Source organism: Streptomyces sp. NPDC003300, assembly GCF_040610915.1.
Classification (GTDB): domain Bacteria; phylum Actinomycetota; class Actinomycetes; order Streptomycetales; family Streptomycetaceae; genus Actinacidiphila.
Map to the genome: position 1 here is coordinate 24,490 of NZ_JBEXNE010000032.1, position 15,937 is coordinate 40,426.

At 71.5% G+C, this 15,937-nt stretch carries 16 protein-coding genes and 1 pseudogene; 14 read left to right on the plus strand and 3 right to left on the minus strand.

All coding sequences use genetic code 11. The annotated features are described in order from the left end of the window. The first annotated feature begins 121 nt into the window (after positions 1-121). The 8 genes and pseudogenes from ABZX65_RS31765 to ABZX65_RS31800 all read left to right on the plus strand — a co-directional run bounded on the left by ABZX65_RS31765 (position 122) and on the right by ABZX65_RS31800 (position 6,318). On the plus strand, positions 122-472 hold the full coding sequence (locus ABZX65_RS31765; RefSeq protein WP_355347869.1) for a TadE/TadG family type IV pilus assembly protein: 351 nt from the start codon (positions 122-124) through the stop codon (positions 470-472). Further along, entirely contained in the window at positions 469-1,803 is a 1,335-nt protein-coding gene (locus ABZX65_RS31770) for a CpaF family protein (protein ID WP_355347872.1), read from the plus strand. The genes ABZX65_RS31765 and ABZX65_RS31770 overlap by 4 nt, the downstream gene beginning before the upstream one ends. A gap of 98 nt (positions 1,804-1,901) precedes the next feature. Then, positions 1,902-2,819 carry a type II secretion system F family protein gene (locus ABZX65_RS31775; protein WP_355348002.1) on the plus strand — a complete coding sequence of 306 codons (918 nt, stop codon included), beginning with the start codon at positions 1,902-1,904 and terminating at the stop codon, positions 2,817-2,819. Positions 2,820-2,874: 55 nt separating this feature from the next. Further along, positions 2,875-3,777 (plus strand): DUF5936 domain-containing protein, encoded by a 903-nt coding sequence (locus ABZX65_RS31780; RefSeq protein WP_355347874.1) that lies wholly within the window; start codon positions 2,875-2,877, stop codon positions 3,775-3,777. A 364-nt stretch (positions 3,778-4,141) separates the two neighbouring features. Continuing rightward, positions 4,142-4,402 carry a hypothetical protein gene (locus ABZX65_RS31785; protein WP_355347877.1) on the plus strand — a complete coding sequence of 87 codons (261 nt, stop codon included), beginning with the start codon at positions 4,142-4,144 and terminating at the stop codon, positions 4,400-4,402. A 32-nt stretch (positions 4,403-4,434) separates the two neighbouring features. Continuing rightward, positions 4,435-4,998: pseudogene (locus ABZX65_RS31790) on the plus strand (pilus assembly protein TadG-related protein); the annotation flags it as partial. Between the two features lie 31 nt (positions 4,999-5,029). Next, positions 5,030-5,617 (plus strand): hypothetical protein, encoded by a 588-nt coding sequence (locus tag ABZX65_RS31795; protein WP_355347880.1) that lies wholly within the window; start codon positions 5,030-5,032, stop codon positions 5,615-5,617. 80 nt (positions 5,618-5,697) lie between these two features. Continuing rightward, complete coding sequence (locus tag ABZX65_RS31800) at positions 5,698-6,318, plus strand: OmpA family protein (protein WP_355347883.1); 621 nt, start codon at positions 5,698-5,700, stop codon at positions 6,316-6,318. Between the two features lie 179 nt (positions 6,319-6,497). Here the strand turns inward: ABZX65_RS31800 and ABZX65_RS31805 are convergent, their stop codons facing one another. Then, positions 6,498-7,259 carry a GNAT family N-acetyltransferase gene (locus ABZX65_RS31805; protein WP_355347886.1) on the minus strand — a complete coding sequence of 254 codons (762 nt, stop codon included), beginning with the start codon at positions 7,257-7,259 and terminating at the stop codon, positions 6,498-6,500. A gap of 50 nt (positions 7,260-7,309) precedes the next feature. Between ABZX65_RS31805 and ABZX65_RS31810 the strand changes: the two genes are divergently transcribed. Further along, positions 7,310-7,825: a hypothetical protein gene (locus tag ABZX65_RS31810; protein WP_355347889.1), complete on the plus strand. Its 516-nt coding sequence runs from the start codon at positions 7,310-7,312 to the stop codon at positions 7,823-7,825. On the opposite strand, the gene ABZX65_RS31815 is transcribed toward ABZX65_RS31810, so the two are convergent. Then, the gene (locus tag ABZX65_RS31815) at positions 7,822-8,193 is read right to left on the minus strand and encodes a DUF192 domain-containing protein (protein WP_355347892.1); all 372 of its coding nucleotides are present in this window, start codon (positions 8,191-8,193) and stop codon (positions 7,822-7,824) included. The genes ABZX65_RS31810 and ABZX65_RS31815 overlap by 4 nt on opposite strands. An 88-nt stretch (positions 8,194-8,281) precedes the next feature. Between ABZX65_RS31815 and ABZX65_RS31820 the strand changes: the two genes are divergently transcribed. Next, positions 8,282-9,019, plus strand: coding sequence for an A24 family peptidase (locus ABZX65_RS31820; RefSeq protein ID WP_355347895.1), 738 nt, complete (start codon positions 8,282-8,284; stop codon positions 9,017-9,019). A gap of 318 nt (positions 9,020-9,337) precedes the next feature. Here the strand turns inward: ABZX65_RS31820 and mgrA are convergent, their stop codons facing one another. Continuing rightward, on the minus strand, positions 9,338-10,381 hold the full coding sequence (gene mgrA, locus ABZX65_RS31825; RefSeq protein ID WP_355347898.1) for an L-glyceraldehyde 3-phosphate reductase: 1,044 nt from the start codon (positions 10,379-10,381) through the stop codon (positions 9,338-9,340). A 112-nt stretch (positions 10,382-10,493) separates the two neighbouring features. Between mgrA and ABZX65_RS31830 the strand changes: the two genes are divergently transcribed. The 4 genes from ABZX65_RS31830 (at position 10,494) to ABZX65_RS31845 (ending at position 15,860) form a co-directional block, all read left to right on the plus strand. Next, entirely contained in the window at positions 10,494-11,255 is a 762-nt protein-coding gene (locus ABZX65_RS31830; protein WP_355347900.1) for an isoprenyl transferase, read from the plus strand. Positions 11,256-11,567: 312 nt separating this feature from the next. After that, positions 11,568-12,887: a PhoH family protein gene (locus ABZX65_RS31835; protein ID WP_355347904.1), complete on the plus strand. Its 1,320-nt coding sequence runs from the start codon at positions 11,568-11,570 to the stop codon at positions 12,885-12,887. A gap of 438 nt (positions 12,888-13,325) precedes the next feature. Then, positions 13,326-14,030, plus strand: coding sequence for a transglycosylase SLT domain-containing protein (locus tag ABZX65_RS31840; RefSeq protein ID WP_355347907.1), 705 nt, complete (start codon positions 13,326-13,328; stop codon positions 14,028-14,030). 192 nt (positions 14,031-14,222) lie between these two features. Further along, the gene (locus ABZX65_RS31845; RefSeq protein ID WP_355347910.1) at positions 14,223-15,860 is read left to right on the plus strand and encodes an AI-2E family transporter; all 1,638 of its coding nucleotides are present in this window, start codon (positions 14,223-14,225) and stop codon (positions 15,858-15,860) included. The last annotated feature ends 77 nt before the right edge of the window (positions 15,861-15,937 follow it).

A 15,937-nucleotide genomic window follows, 5' to 3' on the forward strand; every position in this document is an offset into this window, starting at 1 on the left:
GGCCCCCGCAGCCCGTACCTCCGCCGTGCGCGCGGTTCCCCGCGCCCCTTCGGGGCCCTCCCGGCGCGGGTTCGGGGGCGGCGCCCCCGAGAGGCACCGCGGGCCCGCCCGGGACCGGGGAGTGGCGTCGCTCGAATACCTCGGAATGCTCCCGTTCCTGCTCCTGATCGCCCTCGCGGGCATCCAACTCGGCCTCGTCGCGTACTGCGGCGAACAGGCCGGCACAGCGGCCCGTACGGCGGCCAGGACCGCCGCGCAGGCGGGCCCGAACGGGGGAGAGGCGGCCGGCCAGCAGGCCGGCCAGGCGGCGGTGAGCGACTGGCTGACCGCGACGATCCGGTTCACGACGTCCGACACGACGACCGTGACCGCGCAGGCCACGGTGAAGGTCCCGTCCGTCCTGCCGGGCGTCAGCTTCTTCGACCCCGTGAAGCGCTCCGCCACCATGCCGAAGGAGGACACGACACGATGAGCCTCCGTGCCCGCCTCGCCGTCGAAGAGGCGACCCCGCAGACGCAGGAAGGCCACATGGTGGCCGTCTACCGCGCGAAACTGCTCCAGGAGATCGACCTCGCGGAGATGTCGGCGCTCGCGCCGGGCGAGCGCAGGGCCCGGCTGGAACGGGTGCTCGGCCACATCATCAGCCGCGAGGGCCCGGTGCTGTCCACGGCGGAACGCGCCGCGCTGATCCGCCGCGTGGTGGACGAGGCGCTCGGCCTCGGCATCCTGGAACCGCTGCTCGAAGACCCCACCGTCACCGAGATCATGGTCAACGGCCCCGACAAGATCTACGTCGAGCGCGGCGGCCGGGTCGAGGCGGTCGCCGCCCGCTTCTCGTCGGCGGAACAGCTCCTCCAGACCATCGAGCGGATCGTCTCCACCGTCAACCGCCGTGTGGACGAGTCGAATCCGATGGTCGACGCCCGGCTGCCGTCGGGCGAGCGCGTCAACGTCATCATCCCGCCGCTGTCGCTGACCGGACCCACGCTCACCATCCGCCGCTTCCCGCGCGCGTACACGCTCCAGGAGCTGATCGCGCTCGGGACGCTGGACGAGCACATGCTGTTGCTGCTCTCGTCGTTCGTACGCGCGAAGTGCAACATCATCGTCAGCGGCGGCACGGGCTCGGGCAAGACCACGCTGCTCAACGCCCTGTCCGGGCTGATCCCCGACGGCGAGCGGATCATCACGGTCGAGGACGCGGCCGAACTCCAGCTCCAGCAGGAGCATGTGATCCGGCTGGAGTCGCGCCCGCCCAACGTCGAGGGCGAGGGCCGGATCACGATTCGCGACCTCGTACGCAACTCCCTGCGGATGCGCCCCGACCGGATCATCGTCGGTGAGGTCCGCGGCGGCGAGACCCTCGACATGCTCCAGGCGATGTCCACAGGACACGACGGCTCACTGGCCACCGTGCACGCCAACTCCGCCGAGGACGCGGTGCTCAGGCTCCAGACGCTCGCGTCGATGAGCGAGGTCAAGATCCCCTTCGAGGCGCTGCGCGACCAGATCAACAGCGCCGTGGACGTCCTCGTCCAGCTCAACCGCCACATCGACGGCACCCGCAGGATCGGCGAGATCGCCGTCCTGTCCTCCCGCGGCCGTGACGTCTTCCGCCTCACCTCCGCGACCCGCTTCCGCGCGGAACCACTCGGCGTCGACCGCATCGTCCGCGGCTGGTACGAACACCGGCCCGTCCCGCGCGAGATCGCCGAGCGGCTCTACCTGTCCGGGGAACACGTACCCGCCGCCTTCGGCATCGGCGCGAGCGAACTCGAACTCGACAGCAGGGAGGCGAAGTGACCGCCATTCCGCAAGAGTTGACGGCGGTCGCGGCCCCGCCCGGCAGCGGTCTTCCACACCTGGCAGCGAGCCCCGGATTCGCCTCGGGACCGTACCCGCTGCTCGTCCTCGGCGTCAGCGTGCTCGCCCTCGCACTGGCCGTGTGGGGCGGCCACGCCTGGCGCGGCGGCAGGGCCGACCGGGCCGCGCTCGTCGACCGGCTCGCCGGCGACTTCGGCGGCGGCCCCCGCGAATCGGCCTTCGCCGGACTCGACCGCCGCGTACGCCGCTACGCCTGGGGCCAGCGCCTCGCGGGCCGACTGGCCGCCACCGGGACCAACTTGACGCCAGGTCAGTTCACCGCGGCCGCGATCGGCGTCGTCCTCGTCGCGTGGGTGCTCGCCGCGGCGGTCCTCGCCCCCTTCTTCGGGCCGATCGCCGCACTCATCGCGGGCTGGTCCGCGTACAGCTTCCTGGAGTGGCGCCGCCGCGTCCGTACCGAGCGCTTCATCGCCCAACTCCCCGAGCTCGCACGCGTCCTGGCCAACGCCACCCAGGCCGGGCTCGCCCTGCGCACCGCCGTCTCCATGGCGGCGGAGGAGCTGGACGCGCCCGCGGGCGAGGAGCTGAAGCAGGTCGCGGACGCGATGGCGGTGGGCCACTCCATCGAGGACGCGCTGGCCGAGCTGCAACAGCGGCTGCCCAGCCGCGAGTTGGTCGTGCTGGTCTCCACGCTGGTGCTCTCCAGCCGCGCGGGCGGCTCCGTCGTCGAGTCGCTGCGCAACCTCACGGTCACCCTGGAGGAGCGCAAGGAGACCCGGCGCGAGATCCGCACCCAGATGTCCCAGGTCACCGTCACCGCCTACGCGGTCCCGGTCATCGGCATCGGCTCCCTGCTGCTCCTCAACCAGATCATGCCGGGCTCACTCAGCGCCATGACCGGCTCCACCGTCGGCCGGATCTGCGTCCTGGTCGCGCTGGGCCTGTACGTGGTCGGCTTCGCGCTGATCCGCCGGATGTCGAGGATCGACGTATGACCGCGACCGTGCACACCTCACGCGGCAACCGGCCGGTGACCGGAGGGAATTCCCGATGCTCCTGATCGGCCTCGTCCTGGCGGCTGTCGTCGCCGCGGGCGTCGTCGGCGTCGTCCACGCCGTCGCACTCCTGCGCGCCGACGTGAAGCTCCCCGACGACCTGGCCCTCGCCCTGGAAGTCGGCAGGACCCGGACGACCCGTACCGGCAACGCCATCGACCGGATCGGCATCCGCTGGGCGCCGATGGTGATGCGGATGATGGGCCCGGCCCGGATCGCCAAAATGCGCGCCCGGATCGACCACGCGGGCCACCCGCACGGCCTCACCGTGGAGCGCTACGCCGCCCGCCGCGCCGTCTACGGCGGCCTCGGCGGCTTCGCGGCCCTGCTGCTGCTCGTCCAAGGGCACTGGATCCTGGCCCTGTTGCTCGCCGCGTACGCCTGGTGGTGGGCCGACCTCGGCATCTGGCTGGCCGTCCGCCGCCGCCGCGACGACATCGAACGCACCCTCCCCGACTTCCTCGACGTCCTCGCCGTCGTCGTCAGCGCGGGCCTCGGCTTCCGCCAGGCCCTGGAACGCGTCAACGCCGTGTACCAGGGCCCCTGGTCGGACGAGATCCGGGTCGCCCTGCGTCAGATGGACGTCGGCGTCAGCCGCCGCGATGCCTTCGACCAGCTCCGCAGGCGCAACCGCAGCGACCAGGTCGGCCAGTTCGTCACCGCCCTCCAGCAGGGCGAGGAACTGGGCGCCCCGATCGCCCGCACCCTCCTCCAGATCGCCAACGACATGCGCCGCACCGAGGCCCAGAACGCCCGCCGCCGCGCCGCCCGCATGGTCCCGCGCGCCACCGGCGTCATCACCACCATCCTCGTCCCGGCGACCATGATCCTGCTGATCACCGGCACGATCATGGGCTCCCACATCCAGTTCGGCGACACTTTCGGCAGCGGCGGATGACGGGGCGGATGACGGTCGTGGCCGCCGGACGCGGCGGGCGCGTGACCGGTGACGATGAGCGGAGACGGCGGCCGATGACCGGAGATGAGCGGTTGATGACCTGGCGATTACCGTGATCCGCTGGCCACACAGTGTGATCAACCGGCATGCTGTAAGCGCCAATTGGCGCAGAACGGGCTGCGGATGTCCGAGGTTCGGGTGTACCTTTGCATTCGCAACCATATTTGCACCTGCAATCAGAACCGATCCGCTGCGGACGGCAACACGACCAGCGAGAGGCGGTGCGCCGTGGACACCTACCCCGACAGGTGGAACGCGGCCGTCGCACGCATCCGTCAGGTGACGAAGAATGGGGCGAACGATGATGAACAGGTGGGTAGTCCGGCGCTACACGGACACCGAGATCTGGCTGCGCGACCGCACGGACAGACTCGCGGCCCGGATCGCCGACCGGTCGGCGGACGGGTCGGCCGACAGGGGTCAGACGTCGTTCGAGTATCTCGGGATCGCGGTGGTGATCGCGGTGATCATCGGAGTGCTGGCGGGGACGACGGACATCGGCACGAAGATCAAGGACAGCATCAACTCGATGATCGACAAGATCACCGCCGGAAACGGCAAGTAGGCCGGTTCGGGGATGACCGCGGTCAGACCCTCGGCATCTACATCGTGTCCATGGCCGCGCTGTTCTTCCTGGCCTTCGCGTACTTCGCGGTCGGCCAGGCCGCGGTCGTCCGCAACTCCGCCCAGACCGCGGCGGATTCGGCGGCGCTTGCCGCCGCTCGCGCGGACCGTGATGCCGCGTCCGCCGACTTCCTCGCCGCACTGACCTCGGGCGACCTCGTCCAACTGGGCAAACTGCTGGCGAATTTGGGGGCGCACGACGCGGAGGCGTGCGCTGCCGCGTCCTCGTACGCCGGGCAGAACGATGCCGCCGTGGACGCTCCGGACGGCTGCGGCCGGGCCTCCGGCGTACCGCTCGGATACACCGTCTCCGTCACGACCCTGGGCACGGTCGGCACCTCGGTGGTCGACGGCACCGAGACCAAGCACGCCAAGGCCACCGCCACCGCGGTGGTCGAACCGCGCTGCGGACTTGGCGACAAGGACGGCAACGCGATCGGATTCATCTGCAACGGCGACCATGTGACGGTCGATCCGACGGCGGGCGGCTTCGTGCTGGACCTGTCGACCTTCTACACCGTCCACTTGAGCAAGTGACGGCGGCCGAGCGATGAGGGAACGGGGAACGATGCGATACGGGCGCAGGGCGACGATTGCGGTGGCGTTCGCCGCCGGTGCCGCCATCACGCTGGCGGGTTGCGGTGGCGGAGGCGGCGGCGGTGACAAGGCGGACAACAAGCCGTCCACCTCCGCGAGCGCGTCGAAGAACCCTGGATCGAGTGGCGGTGACACCGCCGCGCCGAGCGCCACCGCGACCCAGATCCTCGCCCAGATCAAGGGCGAGAGGGACATCGAGGTCACCATCAACTCGGCCGTGCGGGACTCCGGCGGATTCGTCACGGTCCAGGGGGTTGTCACCAACAACGGCACGAACATCTTCAACGCGGACAACTGGGTCGGCAACGAGACCGCGCTGTCCTCGTCCGGCGCGTCCGTCGCGGGCGCGGTCCTCGTCGACGAAGCCGGAAAGAAGCGCTACTACGTACTGCGCGACACGGACGGCAAGTGCCTGTGCACGATGAAGCTGCTGAGTGTCCAGCCCAAGGAATCCCGCCCGTTCTTCGCCCAGTTCCCCGCCCCGCCGGAAGCCACTACCCAAGTGTCGTTCGAGCTGCCGACGATGCCGCCCGCGAAGATCACGATCTCGGAGGGGTGAGGACGATGAAGCGCAACGCGTCGCCGCCCGGGGCGGCATCCCGCGCCGGAGGTCAGCGGGCCGCCCTGTCCGCGGGTGTGGTGATCGTGCTCGTGCTGGCCGCCGGGACGGTGGCCGGGGGGACCGCGGCCGTGGCCGACACGAATCCGCCGCCCACGGCCGGTGACAGCACGCCGACGGCCCCCGTGCGGATCGACCCGACCTCGCCAGGACTCAGGCTGCCGGAGGGCTCGACGCTGGCGCCGGCGAAGGTGCTGGACATCGTGTCCGTGACGGACGAGTCGTCGACGAAGGCGAGCCAGCCGGAGCAGCGGCAGGAGACGTCGAACTCGACGGTCACCTACGCGCTCCAGTCGGAGGTGCTGTTCAAGAAGGACAGCGCCGTGCTGTCGCCCACGGCGACCTCGCGGATCCAGGCCATCGCGGACGACATCACCGCACGCCATGTGACGTCACCCATCCGGGTGTTCGGGTTCACGGACAATCTCGGCAGCTCCGAGCACGGCATGGTGCTCTCGAAGCAACGCGCCGACGCCGTTTACCAAGTCCTGGCAACGGAAATGGGCAGCGCCGGTGACCCGTCCCACACGTTTCAGGTCCGTGGGTACGGCGAGGATTACCCGATTGCCGACAATTCGTCCGAAACCGGACGCAGCCAGAATCGCCGCGTCGAGATCACTTTCACGCCACCTGCCGCGTAACGTGCTGAGCGGTCGCTCTGACGCGGTACGGTGTAACTCCCCCCCTCGGGCCGGTTCGCTCTCCCCCCCCTGCGAACCGGCCCGTTTTTCTTTTCCCGCACCCGCGCCCGCACCGCACCTGGCACCGCACGCGCGCGGCCCCCATAGGCCGCCCCCGCAGGGTCCCCCCGAACGCCCCCTCAGCCCGTCTCCACCCCCGCCGCCCGCAGCGGCCGGTAGGCCAGCCCCAGGCCGCGGTAGAGCCGCAGCGCCGGGGCGTTGGAGTCGTCGACGATCAGGGCGGCGGTGCCGTGAACGGCCAGCGCCTCCGCGACGACGAGCGCGCAGACCTCGCGGGCCAGCCCCCGGCCGCGCGCCGCCGCGGCGGTCGCGACCCCCGCCACGTACCCGACCGTCGGCGCGCACCAGGTGAGCGCGGCGACCGCGGCCAGGCGCCCGTCCACGCGGGCCCCGGCCCACCGGTCCCGCGCGCCGGGTCGGCCGGGGTAGGCGTACGAGGCGGGGAAGGCGGTGTCCAGCAGGGCACCCACCTCCGGGGCGGCGCTGTCCGGAAGCCACCGCGCGGAACCGTCTCCCGAGGGGACGGGCCCGACCGGCGGCCCCGTACGGTCCATCCAGCCGAAACCGGCCACCGGCCGCAGCGAGGGCACCGCGCGCACGAACGTGTCGATCAACTCCCGGTCGCCGAGCGGCCGATAGCTCGGGCCGACCTCGCGCAGCACCTCGCGTACGAGCGGGACGGCGTCGTCCGCGGGGCCGGTGACCGCGAGCCGGTCGAGCAGCGACAGATTCGGCGCCGCCACCGCGACCGCCGCGCCGCGGACGAAGGCCCGGCCCGCGCTCAGATCCTGCGCCGCCCAGCGGCACAGCGAGTCGTCGGTGGGCAGGTCGCGGAGGCGGCCGATCTCGTGGGTGGAACGGGCGGAAGAGGTCGCGGGCATTCCGCATGCCTATCAAGGAGATGCGGGCCGCCGCATCGTAGATTGCCCGCATGCGGAACAAAACGGCGAAAAGCCGCCGGTATTCGCTCACCGGCACCGCCCTGACCTGCCTGGTCCTGGCCACCCAATCCGCCTGCTCGGTCGGCGCCGGAGCCCCGGACGGCTGGCGCTATCTGCGGGCCGACCCGCTGGCGGTCGCGGTCCCCAAGACCTGGCAGGACGTGCGCGGCGGGGCGGTGCTGCGCGGCCCTGACGGCCGTACGGACGCCGAGGTCGCCGTCAGCGCCAATCCGGGCGCCGGCGGTCCCCCCGACAAGGCGACGGCCACCGCCCTCGCCACCGCCCGCAAGGAGTCGCTGGACTTCGACGGCCAGCCCGGCCAGGTCCTCAGCTACGTCCAGGCCGCCCCCGACGGCCGCCCCGCCGCCCGCGTCGAGGTCCGCCTGCACGACTACGAGGGCCACCCGGTCACCGTCCGCGCCTGGACGGCCGACGGCGCGGCCGACCCGATGCTCCTGCGCCGGATCATCGACAGCATCGAATTCGCCACCGACCCGAACCGCTAGGGCGTGTCCGGCCCCTCGCCCACGTCCGCCGCCAGCCGCACCCCCTTGCGCACCCCCCACCGCGCCAGTGCGCCCGCCTCCGCCTCCAGGACGTGCCGGGCCAGCAGCCGGGGGCGGCCGACGCGGCCGGGCGGCATCGTACGGACGGCCAGGACGCGCAGCCGGCGGTCCAGATAGGCGACGTCGATCGGAAACCGCATCCGTACGGTGTGCACGCTGGAGGCCGGGGTCAGCAGCAGGGCGCCCTCGATCCCGTCCAGGCCGAGCAGTCCGCGGGTCCGCGCCCGGTACGACGCGGCGACCCGCAGCGGCACCTCGGCGTCGGGCGTCCGCAGCGTGCCGTCACCGTCTCGCCAACGTCGGCGCATGGCCACTCCCCGGGGTGCTCGATCAGGCGGCAGGTGACGCGGTACGGGCCCCGTTACGGGTCCGCGGCGGCCGTGTACGGTCGGCCCGGTGCATGTCTATCCGATCGTGGCCGCCGCCGTGTGGGGAATCGTCAGCGGCCTGCCGCTGCCGCGCGCCGCCTACCGGTTGGCCGTCCCCTCAGGTGAGCCGTGGGCGGCGCACTGCCCCGAGGGTCACCCGCTGCCCGAGGGCATACGCGGCTGGCTCGGACCGGCGCGCTGCCCGCGCTGCGCCGAGCGCGGCTCCTACGGCTCCTACGGGCCCGCCGTCGTCCTCGCCCTCGTGTGCGCGCTCGCCTGCGCCGGACTGGCCGTCAGGGTGGGCGCCCACCCCGAACTCGTCGTCTGGCTCCTGCTGGTGCCGGTCGGCCTCGTCCTCGGCCGCGTCGACCTCAAGGTCTTCCGGCTCCCGGACGTCCTCACCTTCCCCGCCTTCCTCGGCACCGCCGCGCTGCTCGGTCTCGCCGCCCTGCTCCCCGATCACCGGGGCTCCTGGCCGCGCGCCCTGTTCGGCGCCCTCGCCGTCGGCTTCGTCTACTTGCTCCTCTTCCTCGTCAACCCCGCCGGCATGGGCTTCGGTGACGTCAAACTCGCCCCCACCCTCGGCCTCGCCCTCGGCTGGTACGGCTGGCCCACCGTCTTCACCGGCACGTTTCTCGGCTTCGCCCTCGGCGCCCTCATCGGCCTCGCCCTCATCGCCACTCGGCGCGCCACCCGCAAGACCCCACTGCCGTTCGGGCCCTTCATGCTCCTCGGCACCCTCACCGCCCTCCTGCTCACCCCCTGAGCCCCCCTCAGACCCCCGCCCCCCTGTCCGCCCGCCCTCCGCAAGACGATGCCCCCCCAGGGGCGCGGGGAACTGCGCGCTCAGCCCCCACCGGCCCGGTGGTCGGGAGACCACCGAACTGCCCCTCCGGGCCCGGTGGTGACCCGCAGCCATCGCCGTGGCCGGCCGCGCAGTTCCCCGCGCCCCTGAAAACTCGGCATACCGCCCGGCGCAGCCGCGCAGGCCCGGGGCCCGAGCCCCGACAGAAAGGGGGGTGCCCCCCTCCGCCCGGTGAGGGGCGAAAGGGGGCACCCCCTTTAAACGGAAGCGAGCCGCAGGCTAGGCCTCGCTGCTGACCGACCAGAGGTTGACCCCCTCCGGCTCCACCGCGTGCGCGTCGATGGAGGAGAGCTCCTCGGCGGTGAGGGGGGCGGCGCCGACGGCGGCGACGTTGGCCTCGAGCTGGGCGACGGAGGAGGCGCCGATGAGGGCGGAGGTGACGCGGGGGTCGCGCAGGACCCAGGACAGGGCGAGCTGGGCGAGCGACTGGCCGCGCGCGGCGGCGATGTCGTTGAGGGCGCGCAGCCGGCCGATGGTCTCGTCGTTGACGAGGCCGGGGTTGAGGGACTTGCCCTGGGCGGCCCGCGACCCCTCGGGGATGCCGCCGAGGTAACGGTCGGTCAGCAGCCCCTGGGCGAGCGGCACGAAGCCGATGCAGCCCATGCCCTCCTCCTCCAGGACGTCCAGCAGACCCTCGTCCTCGATCCACCGGTTGATCATGGAGTACGAGGGCTGGTGGATCAGCGCGGGCACCCCCAGTTCGCGCAGGATGCGCGCGGCCTCGCGCGTACGGTCGGGACCGTACGAGGAGATGCCGACGTAGAGCGCCTTGCCCTGCTGGACGGCGGTCGCCAGCGCGCCCATCGTCTCTTCGAGGGGCGTGTCGGGGTCGAAGCGGTGGGAGTAGAAGATGTCGACGTAGTCGAGGCCCATGCGGGACAGGGACTGGTCGAGGGAGGACAGCAGGTACTTGCGCGAGCCCCATTCCCCGTACGGTCCGGGCCACATGTCGTAGCCCGCCTTGGTGGAGATGACCAGTTCGTCGCGGTAGGGCCGGAAGTCCTGGGCGAAGAGGGTGCCGAAGTTGGCCTCGGCGGCGCCGTACGGCGGGCCGTAGTTGTTGGCGAGGTCGAAGTGCGTGACGCCGAGGTCGAACGCGCGGCGCAGGATGGCGCGCTGGGAGTCCAGGGTGCGGTCGTCGCCGAAGTTGTGCCACAGACCCAGGGAGACGGCGGGGAGCTTGAGGCCGCTGCGGCCGGTCCTGCGGTACTCCATCGAGTCGTAGCGCTCGTCGGAGGCGCGGTAAAGGGAACGAATATTCACGGTCTCTGCTTATCACGCGGGGGTGTCGGCCCCGCCTCCCCGGTTCGTCCGCGAGCCCTTGTGCGCAGTAGTGTGGCCGCCGGGCGACAGGCCCAGGAGGGGCTGGTGTGCGATGAATCTGCGCGACCTGGTGTACGGGCTGTACTCCCGCAGGGTGGAACGCCGGCTGGACGTGGCGCAGGGCCCCAAGCACATCGGCGTGATCCTGGACGGCAACCGGCGCTGGGCCAAGGCGTCCGGCGGCAGCCCCGAGCAGGGGCACAGGGCCGGGGCCGACAAGATCTCCGAAATGCTCGGCTGGTGCGAGGAGACCGGTGTCGAGGTGGTCACGCTGTGGCTGCTGTCCACCGACAATCTGGACCGCCCCGCCGACCAGTTGGTGCCGCTGCTGGGCATCATCGAGGACGCGGTGCGTGAACTGGCCGCGACCGGCCGCTGGCGCGTGCACCACGTGGGCACCATGGACCTGCTGCCCGCGCACACCCAGTCGGTGCTCAAGGAGGCCGAGCAGGAGACGCACGCGCTCGGCGGCCTGCTGGTGAACGTGGCGGTGGGCTACGGCGGCCGGCAGGAGATCGCCGACGCCGTACGGTCGCTGCTGCACGAGCACGCGGGGCGCGGCACCACCATCGAGGACCTGGCCGAGATCCTGGACGTCGAGCACATCTCGGAGCACCTCTACACGCGCGGCCAGCCCGACCCGGATCTGGTGATCCGCACCTCGGGGGAGCAGCGGCTGTCCGGCTTCATGCTCTGGCAGAGCGCCCACTCGGAGTACTACTTCTGCGAGGTCTTCTGGCCCGCCTTCCGCAAGGTGGACTTCCTGCGGGCGCTGCGCGACTACGCGGCCAGGCACCGGCGCTACGGCACCTGACGACTCCGTACCGGCGCGCCGGTACGGAAGACCCCGTGGAGCCCCTGCCGCGCGGGGCGCGGTGTGGGCCGTACGGGGGGCGTGGGGGCGGCCTGAATCCGGTGCCGCGAGGGCTCGACGACGGCGTGCGGAGGCCGGTTTCTCCCGCGTAATGGCCGGTGAGCGGTCGGTGACCGGGCGATGACCGTCGGATGACTGTCATATGCATTCGCATGGGCAACGGTTTTCCAGGGCATATCACTGGGAGACCGGCATCCGGCCCATGGTTGCCGGTACCGCAGTTCGACCTCTCCCGAGGGGGTTCGTCCACACGTGGTGACCAGCAAGAATCGCCGTGACAACGACCGGCGCACGTACGTACTCGACACCAGCGTGCTGCTCGCAGACCCCAATGCCATCGCCCGCTTCGACGAGCACGAGGTTGTGCTGCCGGTCGTCGTGGTGACGGAGTTGGAAGCCAAGCGCCACCACCCGGAACTCGGCTACTTCGCCCGCCAGGCGTTGCGGCTGCTGGATGAGTTCCGGATCCGCTACGGCCGTCTGGACGCACCGATTCCGATCGGTGACGTCGGTGGCACGCTGCGTGTCGAGCTCAACCACTCGGATCCCGGGGTGCTCCCCGCCGGATTCCGGCTCGGTGACAACGACTCGCGCATTCTGGCGGTCGCCCGCAATCTGCAGGCCGAGGGGTACGACGTCACCGTCGTCTCCAAGGATCTGCCGCTGCGGGTGAAGGCGTCCTCCGTCGGCCTGCTGGCCGAGGAGTACCGGGCCGAGCTGGCGATCACCTCGGGCTGGACGGGAATGGAGGAACTGCTGGTCGGGGCGGACGAGGTGGACACCCTCTTCGCGGAGGAGTCCATCGCGCTGCCCGAAGCGGCCGAGCTGCCGGTGCACACCGGCCTGGTGCTCCAGTCCGAGCGCGGCAAGGCGCTGGGCCGGGTCACCGAGGACGGCCGGGTGCGGCTGGTGCGCGGCGACCGCGAGGCGTTCGGCATCCACGGCCGCAGCGCGGAACAGCGGATCGCGCTCGATCTGCTGCTCGACCCCGACGTCGGCATCGTGTCGATGGGCGGGCGCGCGGGTACCGGCAAGTCCGCGCTGGCCCTGTGCGCGGGCCTCGAAGCCGTCCTGGAGCGCCGTCAGCACCGCAAGGTGATGGTCTTCCGGCCGCTGTACGCGGTCGGCGGCCAGGAGCTGGGCTACCTGCCCGGCAGCGAGGCGGAGAAGATGAGCCCCTGGGCTCAGGCCGTCTTCGACACGCTGTCGGCCGTGACGTCCAAGGAGGTCATCGAGGAGGTCGTGGCGCGCGGCATGCTGGAAGTGCTGCCGCTGACCCACATCAGGGGCCGTTCGCTGCACGACGCCTTCGTGATCGTCGACGAGGCCCAGTCGCTGGAGCGGAACGTCCTGCTGACCGTCCTGTCGCGGATCGGCGCCGGATCGCGGGTGGTCCTCACCCATGACGTGGCGCAGCGCGACAACCTCCGGGTGGGCCGTTACGACGGTGTCGTGGCGGTGGTGGAGAAGCTGAAGGGCCATCCGCTGTTCGCCCACATCACCCTCAACCGCTCCGAGCGGTCGCCGATCGCCGCTCTCGTCACCGAGATGCTGGAGGACGGCGGGGCCTGACCGGGGCACGGCCCCCGAATGGCGGGGGGCCTGAAGTGTCCGGATTTACTGAGTGATAGCGTGAGTTGAGGCTGCTGCGCCCGGCGTGAAGGGCGCAGCAGCCTAGCGTTTTACGGGGTCCGCCGCTCGGATTTACCCTCCTCCGCAGCGTGTGAGCTTTGCCACTCAACCGGAAATTGCCGCGCGGCGTCCGCGTACGGCAGGGTGTGAGGCTGTCAGGCCCCGCTTATGGCACTCCTACACCCTCAGGGGTGTGGGAACAGCAGCTCCACACAAATCCACATCGACCGCCATGAGCCGCCCGAGCACCACGCGGGACTCCTCCGGGAGTTCGCACCGGGCCAGTGCCCCCGTGACCGACCGGCCCGTATTGGCGGACCGGCAGGAAGGGGACCGTGCCAGGGGCACGATTTCGTCCGTGAGGTCACCCATCGGGCGATGCTGGAAGGAAACCGTGTGAGCCGGATCTCGGTCCGGGGACTCGCGGTGGCTTCGGCCACTGCGGTCACCACTGTGGGCGCCGTCGTAGGCGTCGCGTCGGGCGCCGACCAGGGCTCTTCCGAGCCTGTCGAAGCAGCCGGCACGACGACCCTCCTTGCGGACATTCCCGCTGGGCAGCAGATTCAGCAGGCTTCGCTGACCGAGCAGGTGCAGGCGCAGTCGGACGCCGCCGATGCCACGGCCCGGCAGTCCGCTGAGCAGACCGCCCGCGTCCAGGCGGCCAAGGACGCCGCCGCCAAGAAGAAGGCGGCGGACGAGGCGGCTGCCAAGGAGAAGCAGCGCAAGCTCGAAGAGGCCGCCAGCCGGGGCGGTGGCGACTCGCGTGCCACGTTCCCCGTCACGGCCTCGTACACGGTGGCGCAGGTCAAGGCGATGGCGCAGACCATCGTCGGCGGCGACCAGTTCGCGTGCTTCTCCAACATCGTCTCCCGCGAGAGCGGCTGGAACTACACGGCGACCAACCCCTCCTCCGGGGCGTACGGCCTGGTTCAGTCCAACCCCGGTTCGAAGATGGCCTCGGTCGCCTCGGACTGGCGGACCAATCCGGCCACGCAGATAAAGTGGGGCCTCAACTACATGAACAGCCGGTACGGCAGCCCCTGCGGCGCCTGGTCGTTCTGGCAGAGTCACAACTACTACTGAGCCGACGGCGCCCAGCCGTCAGGCGGCAGTGCGCGGTATCTCTCCGCAAGCCCCCGAGCCCTCAGGGCCGGGGGCTTGTGCGTGTCCCGGAACGGGGTAGGCGCGGGGAGGATGTGGGAGGCAACCCTCCTCGCGAATAACATCGTCATTCTCAGCAGTTCCACAGATGGTCGACGGGGTCAGGGGAGAGCAATGCCGGACAAGCGCCACTGGAGCGCCGTACTGGCCTCCGGGCTGGCCAATATCGCCGGACGGATCGACGAACGCCAGGCGGCGGTGAACGCGAGCCGCGGCGTCGGCGCCGCGATCGAGGACCCGCGCCGCGACTCCTCGGACGCCGCTCCCGCCACCGACCCCTCCGCCGGTACGGACCGGGAGGCCGACACGCCCGACGCGGCCTCCGAACCGGGCGGCGGGAAGCGTACGGCGAAGGCCGCCGGTGCGGGAGGCGGGGCCGTCGCGCCCCCGCCCGTCGTCGTCGTGCCCGCGCCGCGCGCGCCGCAGCCCGATCCGGTGTCGGCCGTGCCGTGGAGCATGCGCGTCGGCGCCGAGGTCGGCTGGCGGCTGCTGGTGCTCGCGGGCACCGTCTGGGTGCTGATGCGGGTGATCGGCGCCGTACAGCTCGTGGTGCTGGCCTTCACCGCCGGCCTGCTGATCACCGCGCTGCTCCAGCCGTTCGTCGCCCGCCTCAAGCGGCGCGGTGTGCCGCGCGGGGTGGCGACGGCCATGGTCTTCGTCGGCGGCTTCGTCATCATGGGCCTGGTCGGCTGGTTCGTGGTCTGGCAGGTGATGGACAACATCAGCAATCTGTCGACCAGCCTCCAGGACGGCGTCAACGAGGTGAAGAAGTGGCTGCTCAACAGCCCCTTCCACGTCACCGACGACCAGATCAACCAGGTCGCCAAGAACCTCCAGGAAGCGATCGGCTCCAACACCAAGGCGCTGACCGACGCCGGGCTCCAGGGCGTCACCGTCATCGTCGAACTGCTCACCGGCATACTGCTGGCGATGTTCAGCACGCTGTTCCTGCTCTACGACGGGCCGAACATCTGGAACTGGTTCCTCAAGCTGTTCCCCGACGCGGCCAGGGACGGGCTGGCCGGCGCCGGTCCGCGCGCCTGGCGCACCCTCACCCTGTACGTGCGCGGCACGGTGATAGTCGCCCTCATCGACGCCATCTTCATCGGCGTCGGCATCTTCTTCCTCGGCGTGCCGATGGCCGTGCCGCTGGCCGTGGTCATCTTCCTGTCGTCCTTCGTGCCGCTGGTCGGCGCCGTCGCCTCCGGCTTCATCGCGGTCGTCGTGGCCCTGGTCACCCAGGGGCCGTTCACCGCGCTGATGGTGCTGGTCGTCGTGCTCGCCGTCCAGCAGATCGAGGGGCACATCCTCCAGCCCTTCATCCTCGGCCGCGCCGTCCGCGTCCACCCGCTGGCCGTCGTCCTGTCCGTCGCCGCCGGTTCGATGATCGCGGGCATCGGCGGCGCCGTCGTCGCCGTGCCGCTGGTCGCGGTCGGCAACACGGTGGTCGGCTACCTCAGGGCCCACACCAAGGAGCGGGCGGCGGCCGCAGCCGGTCCGCACGGCGCGACGGCCTACGAGATCGCCCCGGTCACCACCCGTCAGCCCCCGGCGGACCCGGAGGCCCCGGCCTCGGGCGGCCCGACACCGGACGGCCCCGGCCCCGGGGGCTCCGGTCCTGAGGGCCCCGGCCCTGAGGATTCCGGTCCCGAGGGTTCCGGTCCTGAGGGCCCCGGCCCGAACGGTCCCGGCCCGGACGACCGGGACCCCTCCCACGAGGACGACCACACCCACGAGGGCGCGTCCGCCTAACCCGCGCCCCCCGCGCCCCCGCCTCCGACCGCCCCCGCGTCCCCCCTCCGGACGCGGGGGCGGTCGCGTCGTTCGCC

What these genes read in the sequence shown, in the direction of transcription:
- ABZX65_RS31810 (WP_355347889.1), top strand. Translation starts at nt 7,310, where the DNA reads ATGCGGAACAAAACGGCGAAAAGCCGCCGGTATTCGCTCACCGGCACC.
- ABZX65_RS31795 (WP_355347880.1), top strand. Translation starts at nt 5,030, where the DNA reads ATGCGATACGGGCGCAGGGCGACGATTGCGGTGGCGTTCGCCGCCGGT.
- ABZX65_RS31785 (WP_355347877.1), top strand. Translation starts at nt 4,142, where the DNA reads ATGAACAGGTGGGTAGTCCGGCGCTACACGGACACCGAGATCTGGCTG.
- ABZX65_RS31830 (WP_355347900.1), top strand. Translation starts at nt 10,494, where the DNA reads ATGAATCTGCGCGACCTGGTGTACGGGCTGTACTCCCGCAGGGTGGAA.
- ABZX65_RS31805 (WP_355347886.1), bottom strand. Translation starts at nt 7,259, where the DNA reads ATGCCCGCGACCTCTTCCGCCCGTTCCACCCACGAGATCGGCCGCCTC.
- ABZX65_RS31815 (WP_355347892.1), bottom strand. Translation starts at nt 8,193, where the DNA reads ATGCGCCGACGTTGGCGAGACGGTGACGGCACGCTGCGGACGCCCGAC.
- ABZX65_RS31845 (WP_355347910.1), top strand. Translation starts at nt 14,223, where the DNA reads ATGCCGGACAAGCGCCACTGGAGCGCCGTACTGGCCTCCGGGCTGGCC.
- ABZX65_RS31770 (WP_355347872.1), top strand. Translation starts at nt 469, where the DNA reads ATGAGCCTCCGTGCCCGCCTCGCCGTCGAAGAGGCGACCCCGCAGACG.
- ABZX65_RS31840 (WP_355347907.1), top strand. Translation starts at nt 13,326, where the DNA reads ATGCTGGAAGGAAACCGTGTGAGCCGGATCTCGGTCCGGGGACTCGCG.
- ABZX65_RS31780 (WP_355347874.1), top strand. Translation starts at nt 2,875, where the DNA reads ATGCTCCTGATCGGCCTCGTCCTGGCGGCTGTCGTCGCCGCGGGCGTC.